Genomic DNA, 18,679 nt, shown 5'->3' with positions numbered 1-18,679 from the left:
ATGTGCGCCGCATGGCGGTTGTTCTGACGGTGGCCTTCGCAATGCCCGGATTGGCAATTGCATCGCCCTTCAGCAATCTGAAGCCGGCGGATCCGCAGCCGGATGCCGCGGCCCTTGCGCCGGGTCTCGCGGTTGATTACTACGGCGTGCTGGTGAACAGTCTGCGCGAGCTCGAAGGACATATGAAATATATGGAGGGGAAGGCGGGGCCGCCGCTTCCGATGCTGAATTACAGCGTCGGAATGGAAAATGTTCTCACCTCCAACAGCGACGATATGGTGGGCGCGGACATCAACGGGTTCATCCATATGAAGGAGCCTGGCCGCTATGTATTTCTTGTCCATTCCAATGACGGCGTGCGCGTTACGATCGGCGGACAGATGATTTTCGAGGATCCGGACGTGCATGCCGACCGCTTCTCGGACGAAATAATTGTTGAGATTTCAGAGCCGGGCTGGTATCCGATCCACGTCCTTTATTTCGAGAAGAGAAACACCTCGACATTGGAGCTTTACTGGGAAGCGCCGGGTTACGGCGATATGGATTTTGTCCCGGCCGAAGCTTTCAGCCATTTGAGAGAGTAATTGAAGCATGAAAGTGAAAGCGAGAATTTTCCAGCCGGCGCGCAACGCCATGCAGCAGGGACGCCGCAACACGAAAGCCTGGTGCCTCGAATACGCGCCGGCAAGCGAGCGCTATATCGAACCGCTGATGGGATGGACGGGATCGCGCGACACAAAAGCGCAGGTCCGCCTCGAATTCGACGACAAAGAGAGCGCCATCGCCTATTGCGAAGCGAATAATATCGATTACACGGTGTATGAGCCGAAGCCGCCGCGGCTGCATCTCAAGGCCTACGCCGATAATTTTTCATACTCCCGCGTGCGCGGGTAAGGGCAGCGCCGCCCCGACATGAACGGCCCCGTAGCTCAGCTGGATAGAGCAATTGACTTCTAATCAATAGGTCGCACGTTCGAGTCGTGCCGGGGTCGCCAGACATCGATGGCCTGTCGCGTTCGCGGCGGGCCATTTTTTTGCGCCGGCGCGGGCGGGGGCGTGCGGTTGAATGTCGCGGCCCGGGTTTCGGCTTGATATCGCGTTTGAATAGGGACTAGAGTTAATCTTCTCTCCCCCAAGGACGAAGCCGATGACGACCGACAAGATGCCCAAAGATGAACTCGTCGCCTTGTTGAATGTCTTGCTGGAAGCCGAGCGGGCGGGCGCCCGCGCCGTGACGACGCTCAGCAAGCAGGCAGGCGACAGCGCAAGCGCCGATGCGCTCCGCGAAATTGCCGTCGATGAGGGGCGCTTCTGCGTCATGCTGCGCGAGCATATTCTCCGTCTCAAGGGTCAGCCGAGTTCAAAGACGGGCGATTTTCATGACAAGCTCATGGCGCTTGAGACATTCGACGCCAAGCTTGATCTGCTGGACCGCGGCCAGTCGTGGGTCGTGCGGAAAATCGCAGGCGTGCTGCCACGGCTCGACGATGCCGCGCTTGCGGCGGATCTTCGCGATATGCTCGATGTTCATGAGGTGAATATCGCGCGCGCGGCGGCGCTTAACTCCGCCTCCTGACCCTACACACCCGATCCTTCCGACGCTGGTTTGGCCGCAAAACCTGCGCATAAAAAATCTCGCCGATTTAAAATGGTATTTACAATACCAATTAAAAAATTTATAACTGGTATTGCTGATACCAGTTAAGGGGCCGGGCGGTAATTTTAAGTGCAGGGTCAAAGCCGGGCCTGTCGATTGGGCGTCCACGCGGGTGCATTCTTTCGATAATTCGGTGCGATACGACATATGACGGAGATCCATGATGACACTGCAACCTACCAAGGCAAAATACACGGGGACAGTCGGCGAAATTGCCGCCTCTCTTCCTGGCGCGGCCGCTATTTTCAAAAATTTCAATATCGATTTCTGCTGCCACGGCGACGTTTCGCTGGACGAGGCGGCGGCGGATCGCGGGATCGATGTGTTCATGATCGAGCAGGCGCTGAGCACGCTCAAAGCCGATGACCTGCCGACGCCGGCAATGCTGTCCTCGGGCGAGCTCACCGAATATATCCAGACGCGCTATCACGAGACGCATCGGCGCGAGATCGCGGAGCTGATCCAGCTGTCGCGGAAAGTCGAGGCGGTCCATAAGGACCACCCGCGCGCGCCGGCCGGTCTTGCCGACGTGCTCCGCCAGATGGAGGGCGAGCTCGAGGTGCATATGAAGAAGGAGGAGCTGATCCTGTTCCCGGCGATGCGCTGGGCGGATACCGTGCTCGATGCGCCCATCTCGCAAATGCGCCACGACCATAATGATCACGCCCTCTTTCTGGAGCGCTTGAAAGGCCTGACCAACGATTTTACACTGCCGGAGGACGCGTGCCGATCCTGGCAGGCCCTCTATTCGGGGCTCGCCAAGCTTGCCGATGATCTCGTCGAACATATTCATATCGAGAACAATATTCTCTTCCCGCGCTTTGAGGCGAGGTGAGGGCGGCCGGCAGACGCGGGATCGGCGGATCGGCCGGGATAACGGGTTTGCTGACGGTTGGGATATGCGATGCGACTTGCCGCTTTTACGGACTATGGACTTCGGGTGATGATGCGGCTCGCGGGTGAGCCGGAGGGAACCCTGACCACAGGGGAAATCGCCCGCGAGTTCCAGATCTCATATCACCATCTGACCAAGGTGGTGCAGGATCTGGTGCGCGGCGGGTTCGTGCAGACGAGACAGGGGGCGGGCGGCGGTATTGCCTTCGCCCGCCCGCCAGAGTCCATCACGCTCGGCGAGGTCGTGCGCTACCTGGAACGGCAGCATGCGCTGGTCGAATGTTTCGCTGCGAACGGCGGCAAATGCCTGCTGACGCCCGCGTGCCGTCTGAAAGGCAAGTTTTATGAGGCGCAGAATGCGTTTTTTGCCGCGCTTGACGAAACAACAATCGCCGAGTGCGTCTATTCGGGGGCGGAAACGCGCGAAACATGAGGCAAGCGCATGCCGTCGATGCGACAAAAATGGTTGGCTAAATGCGGGAAGTTGTTAAAATGTCGACTGGTGCTGGCGATATAGAAATAGAAGCTGCGATTGTCGCCAAGGGACTGAAAAGGGATGTTGCCCATCTGCAGGAAGATATGCGCGCAGGGAGGGTCACATGTCTTTTTGAACGTGGTGTCGAAGAGGATGAAGGGCGTCTGCGACTAACCTTCTTTTCCGACACCTGCCAGTACCGATTGGTCGTCGATAGGGAGGGTCATATCGTGCAGAGTTCCACCATTGTTGGAACGGTCCCTGTCCGCAAAGCGCCGCGCCCCCGGCCCCGAACGTGACAGTATGACGCAGTGTCTTACACATCATCGAATGGCATGTTCCTCGCGATCGCTGTGGCTGACGAGCTATTATTTCGATGAAGTTTTCCGACAATATGAGCGGAACATATTCTCTAATTCGATAGAGGTGAACTGAATGGTTGCGCAACTGACAATCCGGGAACGTAGATTAGCATTACTGATACTTCTAATAATGGGCCTTGTCGGATTGTTTATGACAGTTGCCGGCGCAGATAAAGCCTTTAGCTTGCACGGCCTGATAACATTGATCTTCTCGGTCGGGCTGATGTTCGTCGTTCTGTCCGGCTATTTCGAGCCAGAGCCGGACGGCAAATCGCTACAGCAATATTATGACGACCCAACCAAGGTCGGCATTGTCATCGCGATGATATGGGCCGTTTTCGGCATGTTTATCGGCGACTGGGTGGCGTGGCTGCTGGCGTACCCTGAAATGACATTTAATGAGGCCTGGGCAAGTTTCGGCCGGCTTCGTCCTGTTCATACAACCGCGGTCATCTTCGGATTTGGCGGCAACGGCCTGATTGCGACATCCTATCACGTGGTGCAGCGAACGAGCCGCGCGCGGCTGCCCGGTCAGGTGTCCCCGTGGTTCGTGCTGTTCGGCTACAACCTGTTCTGCATCATCTCGGTGACGGGCTTCTTTATCGGCGTGACGCAGTCCAAGGAGTATGCCGAGCCGGAATGGTATGCGGACATCTGGCTTGTCATTGTCTGGGTGACCTATTTTATCATGTACTTGCGCGTGCTCGCGCGTCGTAACGAGCCGCATATCTATGTCGCCAACTGGTACTACATGGCCTTCATTCTCGTTGTTGCCATGCTGCATATCGTCAACGGCCTCGCCATCCCGATTTCCCTGCTGCATGCCAAGAGCTACTCGCTCTTCTCCGGCGTGCAGGATGCGATGACCGAATGGTGGTACGGGCATAACGCCGTCGCCTTCTTCCTGACGGCGGGCTTCCTCGGCATGCTCTACTACTTCCTGCCAAAGCGGGCGGGGCGGCCGATCTATTCCTACCGCCTGTCGATCATCGGCTTCTGGGGGATTACCTTCTTCTATATGTGGGCGGGATCGCATCACCTGCATTACACGGCGCTGCCGACCTGGGTGCAGACGCTCGGCGTGACCTTCTCTGTGATGCTGCTGGTGCCGTCCTGGGCGGCGGCGGGTAACGCGTTGCTCACGCTGAACGGCGCCTGGCACAGGGTGCGTGACGATGCGACGCTGCGCTTCATGATGGTCGCGGCGGTCTTCTATGGCCTGACGACCTTCGAGGGCTCGTTCATGGCAATCCGCCCGGTCAACGCGCTGTCGCATTATACGGACTGGACGGTCGGCCATGTGCATGCCGGAGCGCTCGGCTGGGTGGCGCTGATCACCTTCGGGGCGATCTACGCGCTTGTTCCCTGGCTCTGGAAGCAGAAGAGCATGTATTCGGGCAAGCTGGTTGAGCTGCATTTCTGGCTCGCGCTGGCCGGAACGCTGATCTACGTCTTCGCGATGTGGAACTCCGGGATCATCCAGGGGCTGATGTGGCGGACCTATAATGAGACCGGCACGCTGGCCTACTCTTTCATTGAGTCAATGGTCGAAATGCATCCCTATTATATTGCCCGCGCCATTGGCGGCCTGTTCTTCCTGATCGGGGCGGTTGTTGGATGCTACAACATCTGGATGACGATCCGGATGGCAAGGCAGCAGGCGGTGGCCGCCGGGTTTGAAACTCCTGATCTCGGCATTGTGTCCAGTCAAGAAATCAAGGCAGGAGAATAAACGTAATGTTTAATTTTCATTACCGATTGGAACGTAATTCCATCCGCTTTGCGATTGCGGTTGTCATCGTGGCGAGTATCGGCGGCTTCGTTGAAATCGCCCCGCTTTTCACGATCGACGAGACCGTGGAGGCGGCGCCGGACATGCGCGTCTACACGCCGCTCGAACTGGCCGGGCGCGACATCTACATGCGGGAGGGCTGCTATGCCTGTCACTCGCAGATGATCCGCTCGCTGCGGGACGAGGTGGAGCGCTACGGGCCTTATTCTCTCGCCGCGGAATCACAGTATGATCATCCGATGCTATGGGGATCGAAACGGACCGGACCGGACCTCGCCCGCATCGGCGGCAAATATTCCGATCATTGGCATGTGGTGCATATGAACAATCCGCGCGACGTGGTGCCGGAATCGATCATGCCGCAGTATAGCTGGCTCGCCAAGAACGAGCTGAAGCGCAGGGATCTCGCGCTGCACCTGCGCACGCAGCAGAAGCTCGGCGTTCCTTATACCGATGAGATGGTCGAGAATGCGATAATGGACGCCTATGGGCAGGCGATGCCGGACACCGATGCGGCGGACGGCGTGCTTGAGCGTTACGGCGAGACGACCAACGTGCGCACGTTCGACGGCGACCCGACGAAAGTTACCGAGCTTGATGCGCTGATCGCCTATCTGCAGATCCTCGGCCGGCTTACCGATGTGGCGCATCAGAACCCGGTCCTGAAAATGGAGGATTCGGAATGAATATCGAACATGAAACATTGGTTGCGTTCGCAAAATCCTACGGCCTGTTTTACCTGATCGGCCTCAGCATCGTTGTGCTGGTCTACAGCTTCTGGCCGGGCAACAGAAAGCCGTTCGAGCGCGCGAAGAACAGTATTCTCGAAAATGAGGACCGGCCATGGCAATGAATGAGCGGGATAAATACACAGGTCATATGACGACCGGGCATGACTGGAACGGCATCAAGGAGCTGAATACGAAAGTTCCGAAGCCGGTCTGGTTCTTTCTGATCGCCACATTCCTGTTCTCCGTGATTTACTGGCTTCTTTTCCCGGCCTGGCCGCTCGGCGTCACCTATACCAAGGGGCTGCTTGGGACGGACCAGCATCAGCGGGTTGACCGGCTCGTCGAGAAGGCGATTATCGATCGCTCGGTCTGGACCGACAGAATTCTTGAACTCGACTATGCGGATATCCAGAACGATCCTGCCCTGATGCAGATCGTCAGCGATAACGGCGGTCGGCTGTTCCGGGACAACTGTTCGGTCTGCCATGGCAACATGGGCAAGGGTGGACCGGGATTTCCCGCTCTGACGGGGACAAGCTGGCTCTGGGGCGGGACGCCCGACGCCATCTTCGAGACCATTCGCGTCGGCGTGAATTCGGATCATGAGGAGTCGCGCCTGAGCGAGATGATGGCCTTCGGCCGCGACCAGATGCTCTCGCGCGATGAGATCCTTGCGGTTACGGATTATGTCCTCTCCCTCTCCGACGGAACCGCCCGGGCGGCGGCCGTGAGCGAGGATCCGACTTCGGGCGCGACGATTTTCATGGACAACTGCGCCTCCTGTCACGGCGAGAACGCCAAGGGGAATATCGACGTCGGGGCGCCGGATCTGACGGACAATTACTGGATCTACGGCGGCGGCCGGGACGGGGTGTTCAATACCGTCTGGAACGGCCACAAGGGATATATGCCGGCCTGGCAGGGGCGCTTGCCGACGGTCGACCGCAAAATCCTGACGCTGTATCTGATGGATCTCGCCAATATCAAGGCAGAGTAAGGAGCCGGGTTTGCACGCAGTTTCGCTTAAAAAGAAGGTCGGCAGGCGCGCCCTCATCATTGGGGGCATCCTGATCGGGCTCGCGATCGTTCTGGGGGCGAATGCGCATCTCGTCTATGTCGCGACGACCTCTGATCCCGCCTGTGTGCTTGCAAAATCCGATGTCGAGACAACGGACAAAATCTATCGGCCGGTGAAATCCGGCTGCTGAGTATGCCCCCGCGAAAGTTGGGACAATCCTGTTAGGAGACGTGTGATGATTAGGATACCGAAGACAGTTCCTCCATTGCCGCCGGAAGTTTCTCTGGCCCGAAATCTTGACCGCTCGGCAGCATTCGGCTGGCTGAAAGACGGTTGGGACGACATGATGACGCATTCCGCCGCCAGCCTTGCCTACGGGTTCCTCATCTTCGTCATTTCACTTCTGGTCGTTACGAGCCTCTATACCCTCTCGCTCGACTATATTCTCTTCCCGGCGCTGGCGGGCTTCATGGTGATCGGGCCGACGCTTGCGATCGGTCTTTACGAGAAAAGCCGCCGTCTCATGGAGAACGAACCGGTTTCGCTGATGCGCATGATTTTCGTCAAGCCGAAATCGGGCGCGCAGATCCTGTTTATCGGCGTTCTGCTCTGCCTCCTGATGCTCCTCTGGATGCGCGCGGCGGTACTGCTCTATGCCCTGTTCTTCGGCCTGCTGCCGTTTCCGGGCCTTGACCATATCGTCGAGATCCTGCTGACGCCCGAAGGCATCATGCTGCTGATCGTCGGCAGCCTGGTCGGCGGAATTTTTGCCGCCTTCTCCTTTGCCATCAGCGTTCTTGCGGTGCCGATGCTGCTGAATGAGCGGACCGACGCCCTGACCGCGATGGGGCTCAGCATGGCGATCGTTTGGAACAACCTGCCGGTGATGCTGACGTGGGGGGCGATTGTGCTCGCGTCCTTCGTGGTCTGCCTGCTGACGGGGCTGCTCGGTCTGATCCTGATCTTCCCGCTGCTCGGCCATGCGACGTGGCACGTCTACAAGGATCTTCGCTAACCTAACACGCGCCGGGGCGGGGCGATTGCAGCCGCCCCCGGCTTGCCGTCCGACGGGGAGGGCGAAAGCATGGCAATACCGAGGGTGCGGAATTACCGCGGGCCGGGGATTTTAAGCTACGGGTTCCGTCCCTTTTTCTTCTTTGGCGCCGTTCAGGCGAGCCTTGTGATGCTGGTCTGGCTGCCTCTGTTTTACGGCACTGTTGAGATTTCCAGCCTGTTCGGCGCGGTGCAGTGGCATAGCCATGAGATCTTTTTCGGTTATCTCGCCGCGATCATCACCGGCTATCTCTTTACCTCCGTTCCCAACTGGAGCGGGCGAATGCCGCTGCAGGGGGCGCCGCTGCTTTTGCTGCTGCTGGTCTGGATGGCAGGGCGGGTCGCCGTCTCGTTTTCCGCATATCTCGGCTGGGAGCTGACACTCGTAATCGATCTTGCGTTCCTGACGCTTGTCGTATTCGTCATCGGCAATGAGATCATTTCGGGCCGCAACTGGCGCAATCTGAAGATTCTCCTCCCCGCAACCGTGTTCTGGCTCGCCAACCTCGGCTTCCATCTTGAAGCGCATGTTGATGGCATGGCGTTTTACAGCGAACGGCTCGCCCTCTCGGTCGCCATCACCCTCATCATGCTGATCGGCGGGCGCATCGTGCCGAGCTTCACGCGCAACTATCTCGCCCGCCAGTCGCCCGGGCGCCTGCCAACCCCGTTCGGCCGCTTCGATATCGCGGCGACGTCGCTTGCCGTCATCGCCCTTGGCGCGTGGATCCTTCTTCCCGCCGGAATTGTCGTTGCGGCGCTGATGGGGATTGCCGGGATACTGCATCTGATCCGCCTTGCCCGCTGGGCCGGGGAGAGAGTGGCGGGCGACTTCGTGGTCGCGATCCTGCACGTCAGCTATCTCTTCATCCCGGCCGGCTTTCTGCTGCTGGCGCTCAGCAATACCTGGCCCGCCGATATCTCGCCCGTTGCGGGGATCCACGCGCTCGGCGTCGGCGCGATCGGCTCGATGACGCTTTCGGTGATGATCCGCTCCACCGTGAGCCTGACGGGGGGCGTGCTCAAAACCAATATGAAAATACGGCTGATCCTCATGCTTGTCTGGATCGCGGCGCTTGCCCGCATCGCCGCCGCCCTCTATGCCCCGGCCATGGACATCCTCCTCGAGATTGCCGCCGCGGCATGGGTGCTCGCCTTCGCCGGTTTCAGCGCCGCCTTTGCGCCGATGCTGTTCCGCCGCCGGGGCGCGGGAGCGTCAAGGCCCGGAGCCTAGCCCTGAAGCGCGACGGAGGCCGGGGTGTAGGCAAGATTGAGATCGCGCGCGACTGCCGCATGGGTGATCTTGCCGTTCCAGACATTAAGCCCGTTTGCCAGATGCGGATCATCCTGCATCGCGGCGCGCCAGCCTTTGTCGGCGATGCGCAGCGCGTGCGGCAGCGTGGCATTATTCAGCGCATAAGTTGAGGTGCGCGCGACGCCGCCCGGCATATTGGCAACGCAGTAATGCACGACCCCGTCGACAACATAGGTCGGGTTTGTATGGGTGGTCGGGCGCGAGGTTTCAAAGCATCCGCCCTGATCAATCGCGACGTCAACAACGACCGAGCCCTCGCGCATGCCGCGGATCATCTCCCGCGTCACCAGCCGCGGCGTTGCGGCGCCCGGGATGAGCACGGCGCCGATAACAACATCGGCATCGAGCACCAGACGCTCGAGCAGCGCGCCCGTGGAATAGAGAACCTGCGCCTTTGCCTCGAAATGATTTTCAAGACGCTCGAGCGCTGCCGGATCGCGATCGAGAATGAACACATCCGCATGCATGCCGACGGCCATCTGTGCGGCATTGAAGCCGACAACGCCGCCCCCGATGATGACGACTTTCGCGGGGCTGACGCCCGGTACGCCGCCAAGCAAAATACCGCTGCCGCCATGGGATTTTTCAAGCGCCGTCGCGCCGACCTGGACCGCCAGCCGGCCCGCAACCTGGCTCATCGGTTTGAGGAGCGGCAGGCCGCCGTCCGGCCCCGTCACCGTCTCATAGGCGATGCAGACCGCGCCCGACTGCATCAGGGCATGCGTCTGCTCAGGATCCGGCGCAAGATGCAGATAGGCGAAGAAAATCTGCCCCGCGCGAAGGAGCGGGCGCTCCTCCGCCTGCAGTTCCTTGACCTTGATGATCATGTCGGCGCGGGCAAAGATTTCGGCGGCAGTCCCGATAATCTCTGCGCCAACCGCCCGATAGGCCGCATCGCTCGCGCCGATGCCGCGACCGGCGTCCTTTTCGATCAGGACGCCATGTCCGCGCTTGATCAGTTCCGCCGCGCTTTCCGGCGTCAGGCCAACGCGATATTCATGGTCTTTGGTTTCTTTGGGGCATCCGATGATCATCTGTGTTGCCTCCTGCAACAAAATAACGTGCGCACGCGTGTGCCATCCGGACGGATGAACGTGAGTATAGATTTACGCGTAAATTCTAATAAATTACTTGAAGCTACCGTGACGGCCTTGCCCAGCCGCGAAGCGCGCGGCGCCGGCCTGCGCTTCGCGTTGCTTGGCTTCTTCCGCCGCGTGCATTTCGAGCGTGATGGCGGCAAGATCGGTCAGGCCTTCCTGTGCATAGACGCTGTGGCGATCGGAGAGCATGGCGATCTGCGGAAACTCGGCAATCTGCCGCGCCATCTCCTCGGCCGCCGCACGGGCCTGCCCCTCGGCAACCACGCGGCTGACCAGACCCCATGAAAGCGCTTCCTCGGCCGACACGGGGCGACCGGTCAACATCATCTCGAGCGCGCGGCCCATGCCGATAACACGGGGCAGGCGGGTCGGGGTGCCGTCGCTCATCGGCACGCCCCAGCGGCGGCAGAAAATCCCAAAAACGGCGCTTTCTTCTGCGATGCGGATATCGCAAAAGAGCGCAAGGCCCATCCCGCCGGCGCAGGCATGGCCCGCAATGGCGCCGATCAGCGGCTTGGCGAGGGGCTTGTGGAAAGGTCCGTCCGGATGGCCGGCCCACGCCTTGTAGTCGGTCCGTTTCGCGGTTTCCTTGAGATCGGCGCCCGCGCAAAACGCGCCGCCCGCCCCGGTCACGACGGCGACCTTCTGGCTGTCATCGGCCTCGAACGCCTTGAAGGCCTTGGCGAGCAGATCGGATGCTTCCTGATCGAGCGCATTGCGCACATCGGGACGGTTGATGATGATGGTGGTAACGGGACCGTTCGTTTCGGTTATTATTTTTTGCGGGTCACTCATAGAATATCCTTTTACCGCATCGGCGCAGGGGCCGCGCGGGACAATAATCGCATTTTGCTGTCAAAATATAACGGCCTGCCGCGAATGGCAACGGCGGCGATGGGGGCGGGAGGGTCAGCGCTTCATCTGCTGCTGGTAGCGCCGCGCCACCTCGATCGAGTGGGCGATGATTTTCTCGGTCATCGGATTATAGGGATCGGTCGGATATGCCGCCGTGAAGCGCATGCCAGGCAGGCGCCAACTGCATTTGATTTCCTGCAGCGCGCCGGTCTCGAGGTCGCTGCGGATCATCTGGCGGGGCAGCGTCGCAACGCCGATCCCGTCGAGCGCAAGGCGGCGAATGGCGGCCGCGGAATTGACGGGAAAAACATGCGGCGGCCGTTCCGTTGCTTTGCGAAGCTGACGGGTGAGCTCGCCGTAGAGGCGGGTATTCTGCGCAAAGGTGAGAAGCGGCCTCACCGAAAGCTCATCGAGCGACAGCGGGCGATCGGTGGAAAGATGCAAGGACGGCGCGGCGGCCCAGATCATTTCAAACTGCAACAGTTCCACATTCTCGATCTGGAAATCTACGACCGGCCCCATCATGAAAGCGAAGTCGATCGTTTTCTCTGAGATCTCGCGGTGCAGGTTGACCGTGGTGTCAACGACAATATCAAGCTCGAGCGACGGGAATTTCTCGCCGAGGCTGCCGACGAATTCGGGAAGGCAGGTATGCACCACCATCTCCGATATCCCGAGCCGGAGCATGCCCTGTCGCTCTTCGTCATGGCAGATCTGATCGACCAGCAGCGACGATGTACGGAGCAGCTTTTCCGCATAAGGCAGGAGTTCGACACCTTTCTGCGTCAGGCGAATGAAGTTATTGTCCCGCTCGAACAGCCGCACGCCGAGCGTCTCCTCAAGCCGGGCGATGCGCGAGGAGATGGCCGGCTGCGTCGTATTCATCTTTTCCGCGGTCCGGCGAAAACTTCGCAAGGTGGCGACCCAGAGAAAGGTCTGAACCTGCGTCAGGTTTATATTTCTGTGCATTATAAAACAGTCCTATCAACCGAACCGGCGTTCGGTAAGATAAGGTAATAGCCCATGATGCGCGATTTGTCAGCGCGACAACAGATGTTTTTCGACCAAACGGTCAAGAATAGCTTTCGCGAATAAATACCATTGGCTATTCTCGGAAAAAGCTTAAACTCAACGCGCCTGCGATAATCAAAAAGAGGAAAGATCGATGTCTGCGAAGCCTGCTCCGACCCGGCAAGACTGGGAAAAACTGGAAAGTGAAATCTCAATCCGTAGTAAGGCCTTTATTAACGGCCAGTATGTCGATGCGGCCTCCGGAAAGACGTTTGATTGTGTCAGCCCTGTGGATGGCCGCGTGCTGACCAAGGTTGCCGAATGCGATGTGGAAGACGTCAATCGCGCCGTCGCAGCGGCGCGCGCGGCATTCAACGCAGGCGTCTGGTCGCGTGAAGCGCCGGCAAAGCGGAAATCCGTGATGCAGAAGTTTGCCGGCCTCGTCATGAAGCACCGCGATGAGCTTGCGCTGCTCGAATCTCTCGACATGGGCAAGCCGGTGAAGTGGGCGGGCGCCGTCGATATCCCGGGCTCCGCCGGTGCCATCTCCTGGTATGCCGAGGTGATTGACAAGGTCTATGACGAGATTGCGCCGACCGATCGCCGCCGCTCGCTCGCGCTTGTGACGCGGGAGCCGATCGGCGTCGTCGCCTGCGTCGTTCCGTGGAACTTCCCGCTGCTGATGGCGTCGTGGAAATTCGCGCCGGCGCTTGCCGCCGGCAACAGCGTCATCCTGAAGCCGGCGGAGCAGTCGCCGCTGACCGCGCTGCGTATCGCAGAGCTCGCCTCGGAAGCCGGTATTCCGGACGGCGTTTTCAACGTCCTCCCCGGCTATGGCGAGACTGCAGGGCAGGCGCTTGGCCGGCATATGGATGTGGATGCGCTCGCGTTCACCGGCTCGACCGAGGTCGGCAAGATGTTCATGCGCTATTCCGGGGAAAGCAATCTGAAGGCCGTTAGCCTCGAATGCGGCGGCAAAAGCCCGAGCCTCGTGATGGCCGATGCCGATCTTGATCTCGCGGCGAAGAAAATCGCCATGGGTGTCTTCTTCAATCAGGGCGAGGTCTGCACCGCCGCTTCCCGCCTTGTCGTACAGGACAGCATCAAGGATGAGCTGATCGAAAAGATCGCGGGCGTTGCCGCCACGCTGCAGCCAATGGATCCGCTGAACCCGAAGGCGATGGTCGGCGCGATGGTCGACAAGACGCACACAAACCGCGTCATGGGCTATATCAACAAGGGTCAGGAAGAAGGCGCGAAGCTCTTCCACGGCGGCCGGCAGGTGCTGCAGGAAACCGGTGGATACTATATTGAGCCGACTATTTTCGACAATGTTTCCAATGACATGACCATTGCGCGCGAAGAAATCTTCGGTCCCGTGATCAGTACCATCACCTTCAAGGATCTGGAAGAGGGTGTGCGGATCGCCAATGAGACCATTTATGGTCTCGCGGCGTCGGTCTGGACCCGCGATATCTCGAAAGCGCACCAGCTTGCCCAGGCGCTTCGCGCCGGCACCGTCTGGGTCAACACCTATGATGATGTCGATATGTCGACGCCCTTTGGCGGCTACAAGCAGTCCGGCAGCGGCCGCGACCGCTCGCTCCATGCGCTCGAAAAATATACGCAGATCAAAACGACCTGGATCAATATCGCCTGATCGGGGTCTATAAAAACGGGGAGGGAAGAATGAAGAGTTACCAGTTCGAGGAGTATGGGGCGCCGCTGGTGGAGAATACCGGCACAGCGCCGACGCCTCAGGGCGAAGAGGTTGTGCTGGATATCACCGCCTGCGGCGTCTGCCACAGCGATATCCATATCTGGGAGGGGTATTTCGATCTCGGGCAGGGGCGCAAGCTGGATATTCGCGGCGGGCGCGAGTTGCCCTTTACGCTCGGCCATGAAATCGTTGGCACCGTCAAGGCGGTCGGCGACAAGGTAACGGGCGTGAAAGTCGGCGACAAGCGCGTGGTCTATCCGTGGATCGGCTGCGGCAAATGCGCGATCTGCGCATCGGGCGAGGAACAGCTCTGCAGCCGGCCGCGCCAGCTCGGAATTGACGTTGCGGGCGGCTATTCCGATACGCTTATCGTGCCGCATTCGCGCTATCTTCTCGATTATGGCGCCCTGCCGAAAGAGCTTGCCTGCACCTACACCTGCTCAGGGCTTACCGCCTACAGCGCGCTTCAGAAGGTGAAATCGCGCACCAATGGCGGCAAGCTTCTGGTGCTCGGCGCAGGCGGTGTCGGCCTTGCGGCGATGGCGATAGCGAAATCGGTGACGGACGCCGAGATTTATGTCGCCGATATCGATCCGAAAAAGCGGGAGGCAGGCCTCGCCGCCGGCGCGGTCGCCGCGATTGATCCGGCTGATCCCGCCGCGGTCAAGACCTTCATGGGAATGACCGGCGGGGGCGTCAATGCGACCATCGACTTTGTTGGCGCGGAGAGCAGTGCGGCCTTCGGCGTGAAGGTTCTGGCCAAGGGCGGGAAGCTGGTGATCGTCGGCCTGTTCGGCGGCGGCTTCTCTCTGCCGCTGCCGATGTTCCCGATCAAGGCGATCTCCGTTGAAGGCAGCTATGTCGGCAACCTTCGCGAGATGCGGGAGCTGATGGATCTTGCAAAATCTGGCAAGCTGAATGAGCTTGCGATCACGCCGCGCCCGATGCATGAGGCGCATAAGACGCTGGAAGACCTGCGCGCCGGAAATATCGTCGGGCGGGTTGTGCTGCAAAGCTGAGCGCAACGCGCAGGATCGGCTAAAAACAAAAAGAGCGGCATTTGAAGTGCCGCTCTTGTTGCTTCCTGTCGCAAGGGTTTTGCGAATTAATGGACGGGGCCAACCATCTCCATGTTGATCAGCTCCCCGACCACCCGCATCAGCTCGATGCAGGCATAGAGATTTTCTTCCGATCCGTCGTTCCGGCGCAGATCGTCCGCTTCTGCGCGCAGCATATCGAGCGCCTTTTCCCCCTGGTGGACGATCAGGTTATGGGCTGTGCTGTAAAGATCGACAGTGGTATCGGGGTGCAGCTCGATAATATTCATCATGAGAGTATTCCTTGAAGAACGCCGGTTATCATTTGCCGCCAATTTTAGGAAAATATTCTTAAAAGACTGTTAAGGCGCGGGAACGACGGCGGTCAGAAGGGAAGTTCGACTGCGTTGGTGAGAAAGCGCATAAAGGGCGTCGCGCGCTGGAATGTCTCGTCGATCTTGTCGATGAAATCCGCCCGGGTGATGTCTTCCGGATTGCGGAGCCCATGCATCACAAAGAAGGTCTTGCGGCGGATATCGGCGATCTCGGGATGATCCTCGGTAAAGCCTTTCGGGGCCCGCTTCAGGCTATCGCCGCGAATGCCGTCCGGGAAAAATTTCTGAAAATTGGGGTCCTCTTTTAAGACGCACCAGTCCGCAGGGCGCTCGGCGATGGCGCGGCGAACCTTATTGAGGACAGGCACCGGCGGCAGGTAGATGCCGCCGCCGAACCGGACTTCCTGCGGCGCGATATGGATATAAAATCCCGGCGCATGGGCATCACGTCCCGCCTGATGGCGCAGCTGGCAGGCGACATGCTCCTTATAGGGCCGCGGATCGCGTGAGAAGCGCACATCCCGGTAAATGCGGAAGGTTGATCCACCATGCGGGCGGGGATCGGCGACATACATCGGCGCGATTGCCTCAAGCCGTGGCGCGAGGGCGGCAATCAGATCACTCATCGGATAGAGGACGGACTGCCTGTAGCGCTCCTTGTTGAGCGTGAACCACTCGCGGTTGTTATTCGCCGCGAGGTCGCGAAAAAACGCCAGGCAGTCTTTAGGAAACCCGTTGAATTCGCTCATTTATTTCGTCCCTTCGGTCCGGCTGCGCGGCGGCGTGTCTTTCAGCCGTCCGCGTCGCTCGTGCCAAGCCCCGGCAGGATCTGGCCCTTGATCGTGTGGGAATTGCCGCGAAGGCAGGCGACCATCTCGCCATGCTGGTTCGTGACAGTCACATCATAAAGGCCGGTGCGCCGGGTCTTTGATATTTCTTTGGCCGTTGCGGTGAGCAGGTCATCGGGCTGCACAGCCTTCAGGAAATTGATCTGCCCCGCCGCGGCCACCGTGTTCTGGTTATAGCTGTTGCAGGCATAGGCAAAGGCGGAATCAGCCAGCATGAAGATATAGCCGCCGTGGCAGATACCATGCGTGTTCAGCATCATATCCGTGATCCGGAGCGACATCACCGCATGGCCGGGGCCGATTTCCTTCAGCGTGATGCCGGCGGACTGCGACGCAATATCCTTGCGATACATTGTCTCGGCCACCGTGCGGGCGATGGCAATGGCATCGACGCCACTCCGTTCCGTCATCGCATCACCGTCCCTTGAACGCTGCTGGCCGCTTCTGCAGGAAGGCGGCGACCCCTTCGATGAAATCCTCGCTGTTGGCGGCGGCGCGTTGATACTCTGTCTCAACGTCAAGCTGCCGGGCGAGATCGTTATGCAGGCTCGCATTCATCGCCTTCTTGATCAGCGCATAGCCCTTGGTCGGCCCTTTCGCCATCCGCGCCGCCAGCGCTTCGGCGGCGGGCATCAGCGCGTCGTCATCATAGCATTTCCAGATGAGGCCGATCTTTTCCGCCTCTTCCGCCGGCAGCTTCTCGCCGAGCATGGTGAGACCCATCGCCTTGCCGGAGCCGACAAGCCGCGGCAGGAAATAGGTGCTGCCCGCATCGGGGATAAGACCGATGTTGCAGAAGGCCTGGAGGAACGAAGCCGATTTTGCGGCAAGGACGATATCGCAGGCGAGCGCGAGGCTCATGCTGGCGCCGGCGGCAATGCCGTTGACTGCCGCAATCACGGGCTTGTCGAGCGCGCGCAGGAACAGGATCAGCGGATTGTAGTTCTTCTCAAGCGTCTCCCCGGCATCGAGCGACGGGCGGCCGTCGTGACTGCGTCCCGAAAGGTCTGCGCCGGCGCCAAACGCGCGCCCCTCGCCGGTGATCAGAACAGCGCGCACGGCGTCGCTTTCCAGCGTCGGCATAACGGCGCGGAGCTCCGCATGCATCTCGTCGGAGAAGGCATTCAGTTTATCCGGCCGGTTCAGGGTGATTTTGGCGACGCCCTCCCGGACATCGAATTTGATCGTGTTGTAAGACATGGATGCTTCTTTCTTCTTATCAATGGGCGTGGGATCAGATTAGTCTAATGGGCGGCGCGGACAACAGAAATTTGTTGCCAGAGGCGCGGCCGGAGCGGCGCGGCAGGTGGCAGAGAGCGCGCGAGCGATCAGACGATCGGCTGCAGATATTTGACGCAGTTGCGCCCGGACTTTTTCGCTTCATAAAGCGCCGTGTCCGCACGGTTGATCATGGGCAGCGCATCTTCCGGCCGGGCGTAGGAGGTGACGCCGAATGACATGGTAATCTTTCCGACCTCGGTCCGGGTGGCGCGCTTGATCAGTTTTTTTGCCGAGATCGCCATCCTGAGATCATTGGCGAGGTTGACGGCATCGCTGATCGTCGTATCAGGAAGGATAATGCCGAATTCCTCACCGCCGTAGCGCGCGGCAAGCGCGGCGCGATCGATCCCTTGCGAAAGCGTCGCCGCCACCAGCTTCAGGACCTGATCGCCAAAGGTGTGGCCGTGGGTGTCATTGAACAGCTTGAAATGATCGATGTCGGTCATGATCAGGCAAAGTTCCCGCCCTGTCTCCTGCGCCTTGGTGATCGCTTTGGCAAGCTGCTCATCGAAGTTCTTGCGGTTGGGAATGCCGGTCAGGGAATCAGTATAGGCCTCTTTCTGGACAAACTGCAGCCGGCGCTTGAGATCGGCAATTTCGCGCGAAGCGCTTTCCAGCCCATGCTGAAGGTTGCGGGTGTTGTCCGAGACGGAATGCGTCTGCGAGAGAATTTCACTGACCATCGCCTGCAACTCGCTTCCGCTGACGCCTTCGACGCGGGTGGCGAAATCATGCAGCTGTTCTTCATAGTTCGAGATATCGCTGCTGGTCCGGGTCAGATCGCCCATCATGTTGGCCATCGATTCCTGGACCAGACGGCTCGTCTCCTCGACCGCCTTGTTCTCCTTTTCCCGGGTGAAGAAGCGGGCGTAGAGATCGGCGCTTACCTGCTCGGTGAACTTTCCGTTATTGACCAGCACCTGATTGACTGCCCGTGTCAGGTCAGGGTTGTTCTCCTGGAGATATTCATACCAGATGGCGTAATTTGGGGGCGTTTGCCGGATACCTCGTTCTTCCATCAGGTTCATTGTTTTCTTGGCGAGGGCGCGGACAGTCTCGAAATCGCTCTGGAGTGGCAAGTCAAACAATCCCGTCAAAAGGTACGATGCAATGGTTTTCCTTCGGGGTCACCGGAACCTATTTAATATAGAATCAAAGTAAATTTATAATTAATTTTTTTTCTTTCTGGGGTTTG

General features: G+C 59.3%; 23 protein-coding genes and 1 tRNA gene. 16 read left to right on the top strand and 8 right to left on the bottom strand.

All coding sequences use genetic code 11. From position 1 onward, the window contains the following. The first annotated feature begins 11 nt into the window (after positions 1–11). The 14 genes from V7Z56_RS10155 to V7Z56_RS10095 all read left to right on the top strand — a co-directional run bounded on the left by V7Z56_RS10155 (position 12) and on the right by V7Z56_RS10095 (position 9,216). Positions 12–584: a PA14 domain-containing protein gene (locus V7Z56_RS10155; protein WP_334129311.1), complete on the top strand. Its 573-nt coding sequence runs from the start codon at positions 12–14 to the stop codon at positions 582–584. A gap of 7 nt (positions 585–591) precedes the next feature. Further along, the gene (locus V7Z56_RS10150; RefSeq protein WP_334129310.1) at positions 592–894 is read left to right on the top strand and encodes an ETC complex I subunit; all 303 of its coding nucleotides are present in this window, start codon (positions 592–594) and stop codon (positions 892–894) included. Positions 895–918: 24 nt separating this feature from the next. After that, positions 919–995 (top strand) — tRNA-Arg (locus V7Z56_RS10145). A 152-nt stretch (positions 996–1,147) separates the two neighbouring features. Continuing rightward, positions 1,148–1,576, top strand: coding sequence for a DUF6306 domain-containing protein (locus V7Z56_RS10140; RefSeq protein ID WP_334129309.1), 429 nt, complete (start codon positions 1,148–1,150; stop codon positions 1,574–1,576). A gap of 244 nt (positions 1,577–1,820) precedes the next feature. Then, positions 1,821–2,492 carry an iron-sulfur cluster repair di-iron protein gene (gene ric, locus V7Z56_RS10135; protein WP_334129308.1) on the top strand — a complete coding sequence of 224 codons (672 nt, stop codon included), beginning with the start codon at positions 1,821–1,823 and terminating at the stop codon, positions 2,490–2,492. A 69-nt stretch (positions 2,493–2,561) separates the two neighbouring features. After that, positions 2,562–2,984 carry an RrF2 family transcriptional regulator gene (locus V7Z56_RS10130; protein ID WP_334129307.1) on the top strand — a complete coding sequence of 141 codons (423 nt, stop codon included), beginning with the start codon at positions 2,562–2,564 and terminating at the stop codon, positions 2,982–2,984. 41 nt (positions 2,985–3,025) lie between these two features. Continuing rightward, on the top strand, positions 3,026–3,325 hold the full coding sequence (locus V7Z56_RS15675; protein ID WP_443023778.1) for a DUF6522 family protein: 300 nt from the start codon (positions 3,026–3,028) through the stop codon (positions 3,323–3,325). Between the two features lie 136 nt (positions 3,326–3,461). Continuing rightward, complete coding sequence (gene ccoN, locus V7Z56_RS10125; RefSeq protein ID WP_443023777.1) at positions 3,462–5,120, top strand: cytochrome-c oxidase, cbb3-type subunit I; 1,659 nt, start codon at positions 3,462–3,464, stop codon at positions 5,118–5,120. A gap of 5 nt (positions 5,121–5,125) precedes the next feature. Beyond that, on the top strand, positions 5,126–5,866 hold the full coding sequence (gene ccoO, locus V7Z56_RS10120; protein WP_334129305.1) for a cytochrome-c oxidase, cbb3-type subunit II: 741 nt from the start codon (positions 5,126–5,128) through the stop codon (positions 5,864–5,866). Next, entirely contained in the window at positions 5,863–6,033 is a 171-nt protein-coding gene (locus tag V7Z56_RS10115; protein ID WP_334129304.1) for a cbb3-type cytochrome c oxidase subunit 3, read from the top strand. The genes ccoO and V7Z56_RS10115 overlap by 4 nt, the downstream gene beginning before the upstream one ends. After that, the gene (gene ccoP / locus V7Z56_RS10110) at positions 6,024–6,908 is read left to right on the top strand and encodes a cytochrome-c oxidase, cbb3-type subunit III (RefSeq protein WP_334129303.1); all 885 of its coding nucleotides are present in this window, start codon (positions 6,024–6,026) and stop codon (positions 6,906–6,908) included. The genes V7Z56_RS10115 and ccoP overlap by 10 nt, the downstream gene beginning before the upstream one ends. Before the next feature lie 10 nt (positions 6,909–6,918). Beyond that, complete coding sequence (locus tag V7Z56_RS10105; RefSeq protein ID WP_334129302.1) at positions 6,919–7,119, top strand: hypothetical protein; 201 nt, start codon at positions 6,919–6,921, stop codon at positions 7,117–7,119. A 45-nt stretch (positions 7,120–7,164) separates the two neighbouring features. Beyond that, positions 7,165–7,944 carry a DUF2189 domain-containing protein gene (locus tag V7Z56_RS10100; RefSeq protein WP_334129301.1) on the top strand — a complete coding sequence of 260 codons (780 nt, stop codon included), beginning with the start codon at positions 7,165–7,167 and terminating at the stop codon, positions 7,942–7,944. A 69-nt stretch (positions 7,945–8,013) separates the two neighbouring features. Then, entirely contained in the window at positions 8,014–9,216 is a 1,203-nt protein-coding gene (locus V7Z56_RS10095) for an NnrS family protein (RefSeq protein ID WP_334129300.1), read from the top strand. Here the strand turns inward: V7Z56_RS10095 and ald are convergent. The 3 genes from ald to V7Z56_RS10080 form a co-directional block, all read right to left on the bottom strand. Continuing rightward, positions 9,213–10,331: an alanine dehydrogenase gene (ald, locus tag V7Z56_RS10090; RefSeq protein ID WP_334129299.1), complete on the bottom strand. Its 1,119-nt coding sequence runs from the start codon at positions 10,329–10,331 to the stop codon at positions 9,213–9,215. The genes V7Z56_RS10095 and ald overlap by 4 nt on opposite strands. Positions 10,332–10,424: 93 nt before the next feature. Next, positions 10,425–11,192 carry a crotonase/enoyl-CoA hydratase family protein gene (locus V7Z56_RS10085; RefSeq protein ID WP_334129298.1) on the bottom strand — a complete coding sequence of 256 codons (768 nt, stop codon included), beginning with the start codon at positions 11,190–11,192 and terminating at the stop codon, positions 10,425–10,427. A 114-nt stretch (positions 11,193–11,306) separates the two neighbouring features. Further along, positions 11,307–12,221: a LysR family transcriptional regulator gene (locus V7Z56_RS10080; protein ID WP_334129297.1), complete on the bottom strand. Its 915-nt coding sequence runs from the start codon at positions 12,219–12,221 to the stop codon at positions 11,307–11,309. 196 nt (positions 12,222–12,417) lie between these two features. Here V7Z56_RS10080 and V7Z56_RS10075 point away from each other — a divergent pair, with 196 nt between their 5' ends. Both V7Z56_RS10075 and V7Z56_RS10070 read left to right on the top strand, forming a co-directional pair. Next, the gene (locus tag V7Z56_RS10075) at positions 12,418–13,923 is read left to right on the top strand and encodes an aldehyde dehydrogenase (protein ID WP_334129295.1); all 1,506 of its coding nucleotides are present in this window, start codon (positions 12,418–12,420) and stop codon (positions 13,921–13,923) included. 29 nt (positions 13,924–13,952) lie between these two features. After that, the gene (locus V7Z56_RS10070; RefSeq protein ID WP_334129293.1) at positions 13,953–15,002 is read left to right on the top strand and encodes an alcohol dehydrogenase; all 1,050 of its coding nucleotides are present in this window, start codon (positions 13,953–13,955) and stop codon (positions 15,000–15,002) included. 86 nt (positions 15,003–15,088) lie between these two features. On the opposite strand, the gene V7Z56_RS10065 is transcribed toward V7Z56_RS10070, so the two are convergent. The 5 genes from V7Z56_RS10065 to V7Z56_RS10045 form a co-directional block, all read right to left on the bottom strand. Continuing rightward, positions 15,089–15,313, bottom strand: coding sequence for a hypothetical protein (locus V7Z56_RS10065; RefSeq protein ID WP_334129292.1), 225 nt, complete (start codon positions 15,311–15,313; stop codon positions 15,089–15,091). A 92-nt stretch (positions 15,314–15,405) separates the two neighbouring features. Further along, complete coding sequence (locus tag V7Z56_RS10060; protein WP_334129291.1) at positions 15,406–16,104, bottom strand: DUF2461 domain-containing protein; 699 nt, start codon at positions 16,102–16,104, stop codon at positions 15,406–15,408. Positions 16,105–16,145: 41 nt separating this feature from the next. Beyond that, the gene (paaI, locus tag V7Z56_RS10055; RefSeq protein WP_334129290.1) at positions 16,146–16,613 is read right to left on the bottom strand and encodes a hydroxyphenylacetyl-CoA thioesterase PaaI; all 468 of its coding nucleotides are present in this window, start codon (positions 16,611–16,613) and stop codon (positions 16,146–16,148) included. A 4-nt stretch (positions 16,614–16,617) separates the two neighbouring features. Continuing rightward, the gene (gene paaG / locus V7Z56_RS10050; protein WP_334129289.1) at positions 16,618–17,403 is read right to left on the bottom strand and encodes a 2-(1,2-epoxy-1,2-dihydrophenyl)acetyl-CoA isomerase PaaG; all 786 of its coding nucleotides are present in this window, start codon (positions 17,401–17,403) and stop codon (positions 16,618–16,620) included. Positions 17,404–17,531: 128 nt separating this feature from the next. Continuing rightward, positions 17,532–18,563 (bottom strand): GGDEF domain-containing protein, encoded by a 1,032-nt coding sequence (locus V7Z56_RS10045; RefSeq protein WP_334129288.1) that lies wholly within the window; start codon positions 18,561–18,563, stop codon positions 17,532–17,534. Positions 18,564–18,679: the final 116 nt, after the last annotated feature.

The organism is Sneathiella sp. (genome assembly GCF_036844445.1).
GTDB lineage: Bacteria > Pseudomonadota > Alphaproteobacteria > Sneathiellales > Sneathiellaceae > Sneathiella.
This window is presented reverse-complemented; position numbering and strand designations above follow the sequence as displayed.